Consider the following 13,863-nt stretch of genomic DNA (forward strand, 5'->3'; position numbering starts at 1 on the left):
TAAACGGGCACAATATGCAAAAATTTTGACTAAAAAAATATAATAAAATGCTTAATTTACCTATTCAACCTCGTTATATATTACCGCCTATTATTCTGCTGCTTTTTAGTACCATTTTTGCTGCATTTGATTTAAATAATTTACTTGAATTTAACCGAAGTCTAATTGACGAAGGTGAACTATGGCGAATCTTTTCAAGCCAATTTGTTCATGCTAATTGGACTCATTTGGGATTAAATGCCAGTGGTGTTTTATTAATATGGCTTTTACATGGCGAATACACATCCCCTACTCGCTACGCTTTTAATACAACTGCGCTAGCACTGTGGTGCGGACTCGGCGTGTATTGGTTTTGCCCAAGCATACATATTTATACCGGATTAAGTGCCCTACTACATGGTGTAATTATTTGGGGTGCAGTTAAAGATATAACTGTAGGGCTCAAATCGGGTTATTTATTATTCATAGGCGTATGGATTAAAATAGGGTTTGAACAATTTAGCGGCCCTAATGCTGATATAGGAAAGCTTATTAACTCCACTGTAGCTATTGATGCACATTTAATTGGTGTTATTGGCGGGACTCTGCTTGCCATACCATTGGCTATAGAGCTCTTTAAAAAGAACTTTAAAAAGCAAAAATAAAGTTAGATTTTGTTCAATCCAATAAAAATGCCGCATTAGTTAACTAAACTAATGCGGCATTTTTGTTTTTATACTTTAAGAGTTTAAGAGTTAAAGATTAAAGTGTTTCTTTAAATAACTTATGAATACGGCGGTATTCGTCTAACCAGCTTGAAGGCTGTACAAAACCATGTGGTTCAACAGGGAATATAGCTGTTTCAAAGTTTTGTTTTTCAAGCTCTATTAAGCGCTGGACTAAACGCACTGAATCTTGAAAAAACACGTTATCGTCAACCATTGGTGAGTTAATTAATAAACGCTTGTTTAAACCCTCAGCATAATAAATTGGCGAGCTGCGCTCATAGGCAATCGGGTCAACATCAGGATGGTTTAATATATTGGCCGTGTACCCTGTGTTGTAATGAGCCCAATCGGTAACAGGTCTAAGTGCCGCACCCGATTGAAATAACTCAGGCGCGGTAAACAATGCCATAAAGGTCATAAAACCGCCGTAAGAGCCACCATAAGTACCGACTGCTTTGGTATCAACGTTGGCATTTTGCGCCATCCATTTAACGCCATCGGCTAAATCTTGTGTTTCAGGCGTGCCCATTTGACGATAAATCGCAGTACGCCAATCACGCCCGTAACCTTTAGATGCGCGGTAATCCATATCCATTACTATGTAACCTTCATCAGCGAGCAATGAATGAAACATAAATTCACGAAAATAAACCGAAAACCCCATGTGTGAATTTTGTAAGTAACCCGCGCCGTGGTTAAAAATAACCGCTTTACGATTTTTACCTACTTCACCTTCAACGTAATCCGCTGGATAATATACTTTTGCATATATTGGTTGATCAGTATGGCTCGATGGTACGGCAACAATTTTAGGGGCTGTTAGCTTTTTAGCTAAAAACTCATCCGACACAGTATGCGTTAAGCGCGTTGCTTTTGTATTGGCTTTAGCATCTGCTACGTAAAGCTCATTAGGCATGGTAATTGTAGAGTGCTTAAGGAGTAACTTATTTTCATCTGGGCTTAACGTGTAGTCAGTCATGCCGTTTAAGTCAGTAATTTGCTCGCTATTACCTGTTTGCGGGTTAACGCGGTAAATTTCGTAAAGCCCTGGATGCTCAACATTCGCTTTGTAATAAATTGCGCTGTCGTCGCTGGTAAGCGTTAAGTTAGAAACCTCAAATTGGCCTTGTGTTAGTGCGGTTGCATTACCATTTACAGGCTTTTTATAAAGCTGGCTGTAACCTGACTCTTCCGATAGGTAATAAAGCGTGTTTGAGTTATGTAACCACCCAAAGTCGTTAAATGCGTAAGCAATCCATGCATCGTCATGCAGGCGATGTTGCGACACAAGTTTGTTGTTTTTAAAATCTACCGTTGCAAGCCAGCGGTCTTTGTTGTCCCACGCTTCAAGCATTATAGCTACTTGCGAGCCATCGTCGTTCCATACTATTGGGCTTTGCTCAAAACCCCAGTCCATAATAAGGTTAATACCACGAGGTGCCTTTTTAGACTTATATGTTTTACCATCACGTGCATAATTTTCTTTTTTAACTGCGGCTAAAACATCTTCATCAAAGCCCGGTAAGGTATTAAAGCTAAGTGATGTTTGCTCTTTGTTAGTTAAATTGATGTAGACAAGCTTTGAGGTTTCTTCTTTAGCGTCGGCTACACGGCGGCGTGCTTTTTTAGGTTCTATAGTAGCGTCATTTGTAATGTAGTTAGGCATAATATCGCCATCACCACGCCAGTCTGTTTGCTTTTGTACAACGACTAACAGCGCATCACCATTTGGCGAAAGCTGAGCCTCTGCAACTTTATTACCGTCACCTAAGTAGTAAGCCGTATTAGCAATTGAATCGTTTTGTTCATTAATTTGCTCATTGCGTGCTTGCTTATCTTTTTTATTTTTTTGTTGAAGCGCCACAAATTTAATCAATTTATGCTGCTCTTTAGCAATATACGTGCTTGGCTCTTCAATACCTTTTGGCTCATCAGCAAGTTTTAAGTTAGCAAGCTCGCTCGTTAAGCCTGTTTTTAAATCAACTTTAAAAAATACATTGCCTTGGCGGTAAACTAAATCGCCATTATTTAAAAATTGTGGCTTTGACTCGCCCGCTGATGTAGCTGTAATTTGTTTAAGTTCGCCGGTTTTTAGGTTTTTAACAAATACATTGCCTTTAAATGTGTAGGCCGCCATTGTTTTATTTTTAGAATAAACGGCTTTATTTGAACCCACAGTATGAAGTTTATTAAGAGCTACTTGCTCTGCTGTTTGGCTAGTAACCGATTGGCTAAATAAATCGCGTAGTGTATTACCCTGCTCTTTTTGAGCATAAATAATAGTAGCCGAATCGCCCGCCCAGTAAGCACCCTCTGGCTGATTACCCATCCAATCCGGATCGGCCATTGCTTGTTCTAGCGTTATTTTTTGTGAGCCGATATCTGCTGGCGTGTTTACAACCGCAGCAATTTTAGTTGCTGGTAATGCACTTTGCTGTGTTGAAGAGGTGTTAGCGGTAGCGCTACAACCTGCAAGCATGACACTTGAGGCAACAGCTAAGGCCACTAACGTTTTAGATGAAGAAAGATTAAAAATCATAGTGCTTCTATACGGTTATTATAATTAAACCGTATTTAAGCAGAAGCACTCAAGTTATTGCAATTTTTTAAGATAAATAGCCATTAAACAGGGTAAAGCTCAGTTTACTAACGCCCCCTTTATTAGTGGACGTTATTCAACGATTAAATCAAGCCACACCATGCGGTGATCGCTCGATGCGTTTCTATCTTTAATTAAACGATATTCACTACTAGTTTTAGTAGGCCAAAATACACCACCGTCCTTAATTTTTAAGCCATAGTTTGAGGGTAGTACGTAATCAACACGCGCTTGCCAATTAGCACTGTAATTTTGTGCATAGGGCACGTCATACTGCTCTTTAGCGCCTTCACTTTTTGGAACAAATTGAGCGTTAATAAGTGGGTTTTTAAGCAGTTGATCTGTGGTATTTGTACGGGCTTTATCGCCCTCTGGGGCGGCATTTAAATCCCCTAAGATAACAAAACGAGAATAAGTTTTTAAACCGCCTTTTTCGCCTTTATCATCGTAAATATACTTAGCGTTTGAAACGTAATCGGCAATTAGCCTTACTTCATCATGGTTACGCTTACCGTTTCTATCCTCTTTACCGTCAAATACAGGCGGTGTTGGGTGAGATGCAATAACATGAATGGTTTTATCGTTTACGTTAATAGGTAAATCCCAAAACGATTTAGAGCTGAGTCTAAGCGCTTGCCATTCTTGTGCGTTATACCAGTTTTCACCTGTTTTAGGCATCACTGGCATTAGTGCATTTGGCATGTCTTTATATTTAAAGGTTTGAAGGGTTCTTACTTTATCAAAATCGATTGGGTATTTTGACAAAATAGCCATACCGTAATGGCCTTCAAAAAAGCCGAAGCCTTGTGCATCGCCCATAACACCATTTTTTTTGCCATCGTTATCTAAATCAAACTCGGTGGCAAGCCCAGTATTTACCGGAGCAATGTAAGAGTAAGGATAGTTAATAGCGTCTTGTTTTTGCTGACCTATATTTAAAAAATGCTTATTAAAGTATTCAATGCCTTGCTCTTTTGGGATGTAGTCAAATTCGTTAAGTAAAATAATATCAGGGCGAACTCGTTGAATAATTTCCGCTATGTTCTTAATTTGCTGGTGGTTTGCTTTAAGTGCATTAACTAAAGCATCACTTTTAACTTGCTCGCCTTTAGGCGTGTGATTTGTCGCATCCATACTTACATTAAAAGTAGCAACACGAAGAGAGTCTGATGCAAATGCATTTAAGCTAAATAATGTAGCAATGGCTAGCGCACCATATATTGTTTTTAGTTTCATTGTTTTACTTCACAAATTTAAAATTAGACTTTAACAGTATTACATATTCAAAAGCTTTTTTTATGACAAAAAAATACCGGCTCAAGCCGGTATTAACAAATTAATTCTATAATTAGAAATTATTGGCTTAGTATTAAATTTGCTGCCGCTTTTAAAATACCTGGGTAGTCTTGCTCAGGTAAATATTCAGTAAGCTCACCTAATTTATCTGCTAGGTCATTCATGCTGCTGGCCGATACGTTTATATGGCCCATTTTACGACCTGGTTTTGCAGTTTTACCGTACCAGTGGCTAGTTACATCTGCGTATTTTAGTACGTCAGCTGGAATACTAGGTTGCCCTAGTACGTTTATCATCGCGGTAATGTGTTTAAGTTCTGTATTACCAAGCGGTAAACCTGCAACAGCACGCATGTGGTTTTCAAACTGTGAGCAATGGCAGCCTTGTTGCGTCCAGTGGCCTGAGTTATGTACGCGCGGCGCAATTTCGTTAACAAGTAACGTACCTTGTACATCAAAAAACTCAATAGCTAACACGCCAACGTAGTTAAGCTCGTTTGCTATTTTTGTAAAGGCATCGTTTGCTTGAGTTTCAACACTTTGATTATTTTTACCGGCAATAGAAAGCGTTAACACACCATTTGTGTGCTCGTTTTCTGTTAGCGGATAAATAGCCACATTACCGTATTTATCGCGCGCACCAATAATAGATACCTCACGATCAAACGGGATCATTTTTTCAGCAATAATTGTATGTGGCGAAAGCTCTGTGCCCGATGCAATAAAATCAGCCATTTGTGACCAAATTTCGTCTATTTGACTATCTGATTTTAAACGCCATTGGCCTTTCCCGTCATAACCCGCTTGGCATGTTTTAATAACAAGTGGCTTACCTAAGGTTTTAACAGCGTGTTCAAGGTGCGCTTTTTCAGTAATTAATTGATATGGCGCACAAGTTACGTTTGTTTTATCAAGCAATGCTTTTTCAAGCGAGCGATCGCCACCGGTTTTAATCGCGGCTTTACCTGGGTAAAATTTATTGCTGTTACAACAAAGTGTTAGTACGTCATCAGGAATGTGCTCAAACTCTGCAGTAATTGCATCAGCGTTTGATATTGCTTGCTCAAGTGACGTGCTATAAACCTCACCAGTTAGCGGGTGCATAATTTGCTTGCTGCCTACATCATACGCCACTACGTTTAAATTAAGCGGCGCGCCTGCAAGGCTCATCATACGTGCAAGTTGCCCTGCACCTAATATTAAAATATTCATTATTACTCTGCAGGGTTTGGATTAGCTAATATAGTGTCGGTTTGATCTTTACGAAACGCTTCAATTTTTGCAAAAATTTCTGGATTTTGACACCCTAAAATTTGCGCGGCTAGTAAACCTGCGTTTGCTGCGCCCGGCTCACCAATTGCAAGTGTGCCCACTGCAACGCCTTTAGGCATTTGGCAAATAGATAAAAGTGAATCAACACCATTTAATGCTTTTGATTTTACAGGCACGCCCAGTACAGGAAGCGACGTAAAAGCAGCAGCCATACCCGGTAAATGCGCAGCGCCGCCAGCGCCTGCAATAATAACTTTAATCCCGCGTTCTGCGGCTGAACTTGCATAATCAGCAAGTAATTGAGGAGTGCGGTGTGCAGACACGACTTTAGTTTCGTACTTAATGCCAAAATGCTCTAGCATAAGTGCTGCATGTTCCATGGTTGGCCAATCTGATTTAGAACCCATAATAATGCCAACAGTCATAAATACTCCTCAGTAATGTATTTTCAAAATAGCGGACTTATGTCCTGTTTAAGCCGGGTATTATACCCAAAGCCATATTAATTGCGACTAATACAAAGCCACAAAAACAAAAAAAGCCATGTTTAAACATGGCTTTTTAGGGTTAACGGGTAAATAGCTAATTAAGCTTCTTTACTCGCTAGGTATTCTGCGTAGTTGCCTCTAAAGTCAATAATTTTACCATCTTTAACTTCCCAAATACGGGTAGCTACCGATGATACAAATTGACGATCGTGCGATACAAACATTAATGTACCTTCGTAGGCTTCAAGTGCTAAGTTAAGCGCTTCAATAGATTCCATATCCATGTGGTTAGTTGGCTCATCCATTAACAATATGTTTGGTTTATGCATCATAATTTTACCAAACAGCATGCGGCCTTGCTCACCACCTGAAATTACTTTAACTGACTTTTTAATATCGTTTTGAGAGAACAACATACGACCTAAGAAGCTGCGAACCACTTGTTCGTCGTCGCCTTCTTGTTGCCATTGCTCCATCCACTGAAACAAGTTCATGTCGGTTGCAAACTCATCTGCGTGATCTTGCGCGTAGTAACCAATGTTCGCGTTTTCAGAAAACTTAAACTCACCGGCTTTAGGTGCTAAGCGCCCTGCTAGTGTATTAAGTAAGGTTGTTTTACCAACACCATTTTCACCAATAATAGCAATACGCTCGCCAACTTCTACTAAACCTTCAAGCCCAGAAAACAACGTGTTGTCGTCAAAACCTTGCGTTAGGTTATTCATTTCAAGCGCGTTTCTGAATAACTGCTTTTCTTGGTCGAAACGAATAAACGGCGTTTGACGTGAAGAGGCTTTAACTTCGTCTAACTGAATTTTGTCGATACGTTTAGCGCGCGATGTTGCCTGTTTAGCTTTAGATGCGTTAGCAGAGAAACGTGATACAAACTGTTGAAGTTCAGCAATTTGGTTTTTCTTCTTCGCGTTTTCGCTAAGTAGCTGCTCACGTGCTTGCGTTGCTGCAAACATGTATTCGTCGTAGTTACCTGAGTAAATACGTAGCTCGCCGTAGTCAATGTCGGCCATGTGAGTACACACAGAGTTTAAAAAGTGACGGTCATGCGAAATGATTATCATGGTACAGTCGCGTTGGTTTAACACGTCTTCTAACCACTTGATGGTGTAAATATCCAAGTTATTGGTAGGCTCATCCAGTAGCATAATGTCTGGGTCTGAGAACAATACCTGTGCAAGTAGCACACGCAGTTTAAAACCAGGTGCAATTTCTGACATTGGGCCAAAGTGTTGATCCGTACCAATACCTACGCCTAATAAAAGCTCGCCTGCTTTAGATTCAGCAGAGTAACCATCCATTTCGGCAAATTCAGTTTCAAGATCGGCTACTTTCATACCGTCGTCTTCACTCATTTCTGGTAAAGAGTAAATACGGTCGCGTTCTTGTTTAATTTTCCACAACTCTTTGTGACCCATGATCACAGTATCAATTACTGAGTATTCTTCGTAGGCAAACTGGTCTTGGTTTAGTTTAGCAACGCGTTCATTAGGATCAGTACTAACATTACCTGAAGACGCTTCAAGCTCACCACTTAAAATTTTCATAAATGTTGATTTACCACAACCATTTGCACCGATTAAACCGTAACGGTTTCCATCGCCAAATTTTGCTGAGATATTTTCAAATAATGGTTTAGCACCAAATTGCATGGTGACATTAGCTGTACTAATAATAGCGCTACCCTCCAAGGGAGTATGGATGTAATTAAATTGCGCGCAGTTTAAACCAAAATGGCCTGTTTTTCTATGAAAGTTTAAAGGCAAACTAACGCGTTTTAGCCATTTATTAGCACTGTATAGTAGGTAACTCAAATAACAGATTAAATTAAATGGTTTTGTAAATTTTTATTCAGCTTACACAAGTAAAAATTCATCAATATATTCACTTTAATACGTCTAGGGAGTTTAGAATTACGTATACTGAATTAGAGTAAAAACACTTTTAACGTGTTTGTGTGTTTACTTAACTCATTTTTGTACACGAAGTAACAATAAAAAGTTATATTTATGAAAATAAAGCACTTTTAGAGCTTTTGCACTAGTTGCTACTTTTTGAACAAGATGAAATTAATTCAAATAAAATTTTTAACACACCACAAATTTACCATCCTATTTACCTATATATTCAATATAAAAACAAACTTCTGCAACACCTGAAAAACAAAATTAACCTCTAGTGAATATCAATAGAATTTGCCTGTCAATTTTGTTGAGTATTTTTCACTTTTGAGCTCTTTATTGCTTTGTTAGTCTTCAAATCTGAATTTTTACCTACGTAAAAACACTAAAAATTTACACAGGGCAACACACAAGATGAGCAAAAAATTAGCGACACTGATTAGCGCAAGTATTGTATTCGCACCCGCTGTCTCGGCGGTAGAGTTATACAAAGATGACAAAAACACTCTAGAAGTAGGTGGATATCTTGATGTGCGTGTAATTAACACACAAAACGAAACCGAAGTTGTTAACGGTACGTCGCGCATTAACTTTGGTTTTACTAGAGAGCTAAAGAAAGATTGGACTGCCCTTGCTCTTGTAGAATGGGGAGTAAACCCTGTTGGTAGTAGCGATATTATTTATAACAATCGTTTTGAGTCAATTCAGGACGAATTTTTGTATAACCGTTTAGGTTACGCAGGCCTTTCACACGAAAAATACGGTCAACTTACCATTGGTAAACAATGGGGTGCATGGTACGACGTAGTTTATGGAACAAATAATAGCTTTGTATGGGATGGTAATGCAGCAGGTGTTTACACTTATAACAAAGACGATGGCGCTGTAAATGGCACTGGCCGTGGTGATAAGTTAGTCCAGTACCGCAATAGCTATAACGATTTTAGCTTTGCAGTACAAGCGCAGCTTAAAAACAGCGAGTTTTATACCTGTGACGTAAGCGATATTTCAGAAGAAGAATGCGAAACGCTTTGGAACTCTGGTGATAGTGCAGCCCAAGAAGTTGAATTTAACTACACATTTGGTGCGTCTGTTACTTATACCCCTACCGATATGCTAACGCTTACGGCAGGTGTTAACCGAGGTGAGTTTGATTTAACGTTTGGCGATGGCTCTACTCGTAATGTTGAAGATCTTATTTACGGTGCCGGTATTATGTGGGGCAGCATTGATAAACGCGGCCTTTACGTTGCTGCCAACGTAAATAAAAACAAAAACCACGACACAGATAACATTGGTCGCTTAATTAAAGACGCAATTGGTATAGAAACATTCGCATCATACCGTTTTGATAACGACTTTCGCCCTTTTATTGCCTACAACGTGTTTGATGCCGGCGATGATTACGTAATTCAGCCAAACTTTAACGCCGATCCTGACGATGTATTTAAGCGTCAGTTTGCTGTTATTGGCCTACATTACTTAATTGACGAAGCCACTATTGCCTACATAGAAGCACGTAAGGACTTTAGTGACTTTGAAAGTGATAACGACGATCAACAAGCACAAATGGAACAGTCGGAAGACGACGGTATAGCATTTGGTTTTAGATATAAGTTCTAAATATAAGCTCTAAATATAAGCTCTAAATATAAGTTAAAAACGACTACAACTTCCCTAAGCACAACCCTTTTAGCCCTTTTAACTTTTTTAACTGGGCTTTTTTTATTTCGCCATGCTTTGTTGAATATTTGGTTTTGCATTTAAGGCTATTTCAACAAATGCATTAACAGCCGCACTGGTATTGTTTTTTTAATGTGTAATAACATCAACTCACGATGCCCCTATTTTTTACGTCTACCGTTTGCTGCCCAATACAATGAACGAGCAAAATTTTAACGAATCACAAATAGGTTAACTACTCGCATCTATATCTTTATTGGCTGAAGTTACCGTAGACTTGATTATTTGCACTACCTTCCTGATTACTTTTTTTTCAATTTGACTCTATTGCTAAGCTTAGCATTATAGTAATATTTAGTATGATGTGTTCTTTTGCTGTAAAGCCACCAGCTAACTTATATTAATTGCATTAAGAGTATATAAAAATGGTTAAACTATATTGAAATTGCAAAGTGCTTGCACTGATTACTGCTGATCACAAAGGCGTAAGGCTAATTAAAAGCAGTAACAAATAGGTGTGATATATGCTCATAGGTACTGCCTGTATTCTAACTCAACACCTACGTGCTGTATATAAACACAGTGCGCGTATTTACTGTGTAAAAATAAATTAAAACAACTCCCTTTGTAAGTCGTTAATAACATTAAACTAAGTAAAGTGCTATGAAGCTGATTCGTTATCATAAATAGTTAAAACACCGGTAGCTGTATATGCATACAGCTACCGATTAAACCTATCTAACCTACTTTTTAATAAACTTACTAAAACCAGCTAATGCCTTTGATACACTCAGTGTTGGATTATCTGAATGCTCAGCACCTTCGTTTATAGCGCTTTGCCACACAAGGTTATTATTAGGGTTTGCTGTTAAAGCAGACTCTAAATTATCAAACGCTTTTAACATTAACGGATGCTCTGCTCCACCCACAGAAAGGTATAAATAAGTAGGCGACTTAATTTTATTTGCTTGAGTAGTTAAAAATGCTTCTACATTATTAACCACTGTCATATCGTCATACCAAGCCGCTGGGCTAAAGGCAAAGTAGCCATTAAACAGTTCAGGCCTTGTATGCAGTGTATAAAGTACAAAGCTGCCACCGGCCGAAAAACCACTTAACACACGGTTATTACTAAGCTTATATTTTGCTGATAAATAAGGGAGTAACTCAGTTTCAATAAACGCTAAAAACTTGTCGGCTTCACCATTTGGCTCTATAAGTGTTTCTCCCTCTGGTCGCGCTTGTGTATTTACATCTTGGCGAGCATAAGGAGGCACTAAATCGCGATTACGTGTATCTGTAAAAAACAAATTAGGAATAGACACCAATATAGCCTTATCCCCTTTTTCGCTCTTAGCTTGTTTTGTAAGTGCTTTATCCCATGTATCTAAATTAAAGTTACCGTCGGTTTTAATAATTAACGGATACGCTCTTTTAGGATTGTAATTAGCGGGTAATCTTATAAACACTTTGCGCGACTCATTAAGCACGCTTGAGTTAATTGTTACATCGGTATAGGCCGATACATAATGGTTGTAATAACGTATAGCTAAAATACCGATAGCAAAAATGACTACGGCTAAACTTAAATTAATAAAATAGTGTTTTGTTATTTTTATTGCCATGCGGCATTCCTTTAAATGTTTAGGAGTTATTTAATCGAGCTTAACCCATTGTTTTATTTCAAGCGCGGTCATAATAAGCTCAACCGAAAATGCGGCTAAAATCATCCCCATAACACGCGTTAAAATAGACGCGCCGCCAGTACCAATAAGCTTAATTATTTTACCCGAAAGCAGCAACAATATTAATGTAATACCAAGCACACCAAGTGTAACAAGCGCTGTGCCTATTTGAGTGGTAATTGGGTGTATGTGGTTATCGGTAAGTAGTATCACCGCCAAAATAGCACCAGGGGTCGCAGTTGCTGGTATAGCTAGCGGAAACACCGCAATATCGTGTTCAGGGTCTTGTTTAGCTTTGTTAGAATCGTTTCCAAAAATCATTTGCAGGCCAAACAAAAACAATATAATACCGCCACCTAACTGAAACGACACCAATCTAATTCCCATCGCATTAAGTATTAGTTGCCCTATTAAAATAGAACCCAATAATACACAGCCTGCATAAAGCACCGTTTTAAAAGCTGTTTTACGACGTTGTTTATCGGTTAAGTGAGAAGTGAGCGCAGCAAACAACGCCATCGTGCCTATTGGATCAATGGTAGCCCAAATAACAAGTGCATCTTGAGAGAGTTTTTCTAGCATATAAAATCCTTGTTAAGCGTAAATATTTAATAAAACACGGGTAACAAATTCATTTGCTTACGCTTAACTATAATAGAAAGCCGTTATTTTTTGTATTTTATTTACACTCGCAAAGATTTAATAATTTGTCGTTTTACGTTAAAGCGATTTATGCCAAATAGAATTTTCTCTTAAACTAAAGCCTAACTTCATAAGTAAATTATGAGAGCGTGCATTGTGTGCACTCACCTCAGCCGATAAATGTTTAAGCGGAATATGCTCAAGTAACTCTTTAGTGAAACCAGTGACTACTTCAAACATTACGCCTTTATCCCAAAAGTCGGGGTGCAGCTCAAATCCTATAAATGCATTACTTTTACAGGGCGTTAAATTATAAAGCCCACAAGTACCCATTAACTTTCCAGATGTATTATGTTCAATTGCAACTCTAATCACTTCGCCTTCGTAATAGGCGCTAATATCATCTTGTATTAATTGTTTAATTTGTGTTTTGCTAATGGGTGTATCGTAGTCGTTAAATTCTGACACGTGCGGATGGTTTAAAATATTAAATAAACACGCAGCGTGTTTGTGGGTAATTAAACGCAGCGTAACGCGTTCAAGCTTTGTGGTATTAAACATTTTATTTAAGTGGTTAGTTAAATTAGCTCTTTATGGGCAAGCATTATTAACTTACCATACCCCATTAACAAGCATTATCTTTAAAGCAAAAAGAGTAGATAACGTAATGAGTGACGATTTTAAAGTAATACAACCCACTACCACAGTATATTGCCCAAAGCGCGGCGAAGGCTGGACCTTAACAGGCATTACTAATATTAACGAGTTTACCTCAGTAATGTTTGACGGCACACGCTATACACTTCCAGCACGCGAAATAGTAGAAGAACTTCTCCCTAACCAACTAGCGCGAGAACAAAATAGCTAACCAAACACATACGCATTAAAAAGGCTGCAAAATTGCAGCCTAGGGTCTGTTGATCTTTGCGGATTGAAATTTGTTCAAACTAGGGGCTATTTAATCGCGGCGCGAGGTTTGTAACCTAGTGGGCTAAGTAAAAACCGAGCAACAAAGAGTAAATAGCCCCTAGGAAGAACCCTTTGGGCAGCGCCTGTTTGGCATTAATGCTACGTTATCGCCTATTTATGGGGAATAACCACACTGTATAGGCTCTGCCTTGCCTAAATACCAAACAGACTGCTGCAAATTTAACCTTGAAAGATCAACAGACCCTAGTATCTAATTAACTCATTAAAACGCTTCGTCTTCGCTATAAACATTAACGTTTAACTCGTCTTCATCTTCAAATACTACAAACGAAATAGGCTTACAGCATACTTGGCAGTCTTCTATGTATTGCTCATCAATATCTGCTGCATCAAGTAATACTTCTATACTTTCGCCGCAATAAGGGCAGCTTATTGATTTTTCAGTTAACTGGTTCATTTATCACCTGCTAATTTATATCTCGAATGTTGTCACTTTAATGAACAAGCCAGCATAATTCAACACACCATTAAATAACACTTATATGACTAAACTAATTAAACCATGCTGCTCACTTATAAAGTGATCTAACAACAAGCCCTATCACTATAAAACTTACTTAAGCACATTATTTTGCACCATAGATAAGTG

12 protein-coding genes are annotated in these 13,863 nt (G+C 38.5%); 3 read left to right on the forward strand and 9 right to left on the reverse strand.

The genetic code is table 11. The features are described from left to right. Nucleotides 1-47 precede the first annotated feature (47 nt). On the forward strand, nucleotides 48-644 hold the full coding sequence (rrtA, locus tag I6E80_RS18875) for a rhombosortase (RefSeq protein ID WP_197186209.1): 597 nt from the start codon (nucleotides 48-50) through the stop codon (nucleotides 642-644). Between the two features lie 97 nt (nucleotides 645-741). Here the strand turns inward: rrtA and I6E80_RS18880 are convergent, their stop codons facing one another. The 5 genes from I6E80_RS18880 to I6E80_RS18900 all read right to left on the reverse strand — a co-directional run bounded on the left by I6E80_RS18880 (nucleotide 742) and on the right by I6E80_RS18900 (nucleotide 8,049). Continuing rightward, complete coding sequence (locus tag I6E80_RS18880) at nucleotides 742-3,246, reverse strand: prolyl oligopeptidase family serine peptidase (RefSeq protein WP_197186210.1); 2,505 nt, start codon at nucleotides 3,244-3,246, stop codon at nucleotides 742-744. 132 nt (nucleotides 3,247-3,378) lie between these two features. Then, complete coding sequence (locus I6E80_RS18885) at nucleotides 3,379-4,542, reverse strand: endonuclease/exonuclease/phosphatase family protein (protein WP_197186211.1); 1,164 nt, start codon at nucleotides 4,540-4,542, stop codon at nucleotides 3,379-3,381. A 119-nt stretch (nucleotides 4,543-4,661) separates the two neighbouring features. Next, nucleotides 4,662-5,813, reverse strand: coding sequence for a 5-(carboxyamino)imidazole ribonucleotide synthase (locus I6E80_RS18890; protein ID WP_197186212.1), 1,152 nt, complete (start codon nucleotides 5,811-5,813; stop codon nucleotides 4,662-4,664). 2 nt (nucleotides 5,814-5,815) lie between these two features. Then, nucleotides 5,816-6,298, reverse strand: coding sequence for a 5-(carboxyamino)imidazole ribonucleotide mutase (gene purE, locus I6E80_RS18895; RefSeq protein ID WP_197186213.1), 483 nt, complete (start codon nucleotides 6,296-6,298; stop codon nucleotides 5,816-5,818). Between the two features lie 161 nt (nucleotides 6,299-6,459). After that, on the reverse strand, nucleotides 6,460-8,049 hold the full coding sequence (locus I6E80_RS18900; RefSeq protein ID WP_076915491.1) for an ABC-F family ATPase: 1,590 nt from the start codon (nucleotides 8,047-8,049) through the stop codon (nucleotides 6,460-6,462). Between the two features lie 639 nt (nucleotides 8,050-8,688). Here I6E80_RS18900 and I6E80_RS18905 point away from each other — a divergent pair. After that, nucleotides 8,689-9,897 carry a porin gene (locus tag I6E80_RS18905; RefSeq protein WP_197186214.1) on the forward strand — a complete coding sequence of 403 codons (1,209 nt, stop codon included), beginning with the start codon at nucleotides 8,689-8,691 and terminating at the stop codon, nucleotides 9,895-9,897. An 803-nt stretch (nucleotides 9,898-10,700) separates the two neighbouring features. Here I6E80_RS18905 and I6E80_RS18910 read toward each other — a convergent pair. The 3 genes from I6E80_RS18910 to I6E80_RS18920 form a co-directional block, all read right to left on the reverse strand. Continuing rightward, on the reverse strand, nucleotides 10,701-11,582 hold the full coding sequence (locus I6E80_RS18910) for an alpha/beta hydrolase (RefSeq protein ID WP_197186215.1): 882 nt from the start codon (nucleotides 11,580-11,582) through the stop codon (nucleotides 10,701-10,703). A 30-nt stretch (nucleotides 11,583-11,612) separates the two neighbouring features. Continuing rightward, complete coding sequence (locus I6E80_RS18915) at nucleotides 11,613-12,224, reverse strand: MarC family protein (RefSeq protein WP_076924648.1); 612 nt, start codon at nucleotides 12,222-12,224, stop codon at nucleotides 11,613-11,615. Nucleotides 12,225-12,362: 138 nt separating this feature from the next. Beyond that, nucleotides 12,363-12,845 (reverse strand): GNAT family N-acetyltransferase, encoded by a 483-nt coding sequence (locus I6E80_RS18920; RefSeq protein ID WP_197186216.1) that lies wholly within the window; start codon nucleotides 12,843-12,845, stop codon nucleotides 12,363-12,365. Nucleotides 12,846-12,951: 106 nt separating this feature from the next. On the opposite strand from I6E80_RS18920, the gene I6E80_RS18925 reads away from it, so the two are divergent. Beyond that, complete coding sequence (locus I6E80_RS18925; RefSeq protein WP_002962626.1) at nucleotides 12,952-13,152, forward strand: hypothetical protein; 201 nt, start codon at nucleotides 12,952-12,954, stop codon at nucleotides 13,150-13,152. A gap of 324 nt (nucleotides 13,153-13,476) precedes the next feature. On the opposite strand, the gene I6E80_RS18930 is transcribed toward I6E80_RS18925, so the two are convergent. Beyond that, nucleotides 13,477-13,671 carry a CPXCG motif-containing cysteine-rich protein gene (locus tag I6E80_RS18930; protein ID WP_024593951.1) on the reverse strand — a complete coding sequence of 65 codons (195 nt, stop codon included), beginning with the start codon at nucleotides 13,669-13,671 and terminating at the stop codon, nucleotides 13,477-13,479. Nucleotides 13,672-13,863: the final 192 nt, after the last annotated feature.

It is taken from the genome of Pseudoalteromonas sp. NSLLW218 (genome assembly GCF_015864775.1).
In the GTDB taxonomy this organism is placed as follows: domain Bacteria; phylum Pseudomonadota; class Gammaproteobacteria; order Enterobacterales; family Alteromonadaceae; genus Pseudoalteromonas.

Coding starts and splice junctions, on each gene's coding strand:
- I6E80_RS18880 (WP_197186210.1), bottom strand. CDS start 3,246: ATGATTTTTAATCTTTCTTCATCTAAAACGTTAGTGGCCTTAGCTGTT.
- I6E80_RS18915 (WP_076924648.1), bottom strand. CDS start 12,224: ATGCTAGAAAAACTCTCTCAAGATGCACTTGTTATTTGGGCTACCATT.
- I6E80_RS18905 (WP_197186214.1), top strand. CDS start 8,689: ATGAGCAAAAAATTAGCGACACTGATTAGCGCAAGTATTGTATTCGCA.
- purE (WP_197186213.1), bottom strand. CDS start 6,298: ATGACTGTTGGCATTATTATGGGTTCTAAATCAGATTGGCCAACCATG.
- I6E80_RS18890 (WP_197186212.1), bottom strand. CDS start 5,813: ATGAATATTTTAATATTAGGTGCAGGGCAACTTGCACGTATGATGAGC.
- rrtA (WP_197186209.1), top strand. CDS start 48: ATGCTTAATTTACCTATTCAACCTCGTTATATATTACCGCCTATTATT.
- I6E80_RS18920 (WP_197186216.1), bottom strand. CDS start 12,845: ATGTTTAATACCACAAAGCTTGAACGCGTTACGCTGCGTTTAATTACC.
- I6E80_RS18925 (WP_002962626.1), top strand. CDS start 12,952: ATGAGTGACGATTTTAAAGTAATACAACCCACTACCACAGTATATTGC.
- I6E80_RS18885 (WP_197186211.1), bottom strand. CDS start 4,542: ATGAAACTAAAAACAATATATGGTGCGCTAGCCATTGCTACATTATTT.
- I6E80_RS18930 (WP_024593951.1), bottom strand. CDS start 13,671: ATGAACCAGTTAACTGAAAAATCAATAAGCTGCCCTTATTGCGGCGAA.
- I6E80_RS18910 (WP_197186215.1), bottom strand. CDS start 11,582: ATGGCAATAAAAATAACAAAACACTATTTTATTAATTTAAGTTTAGCC.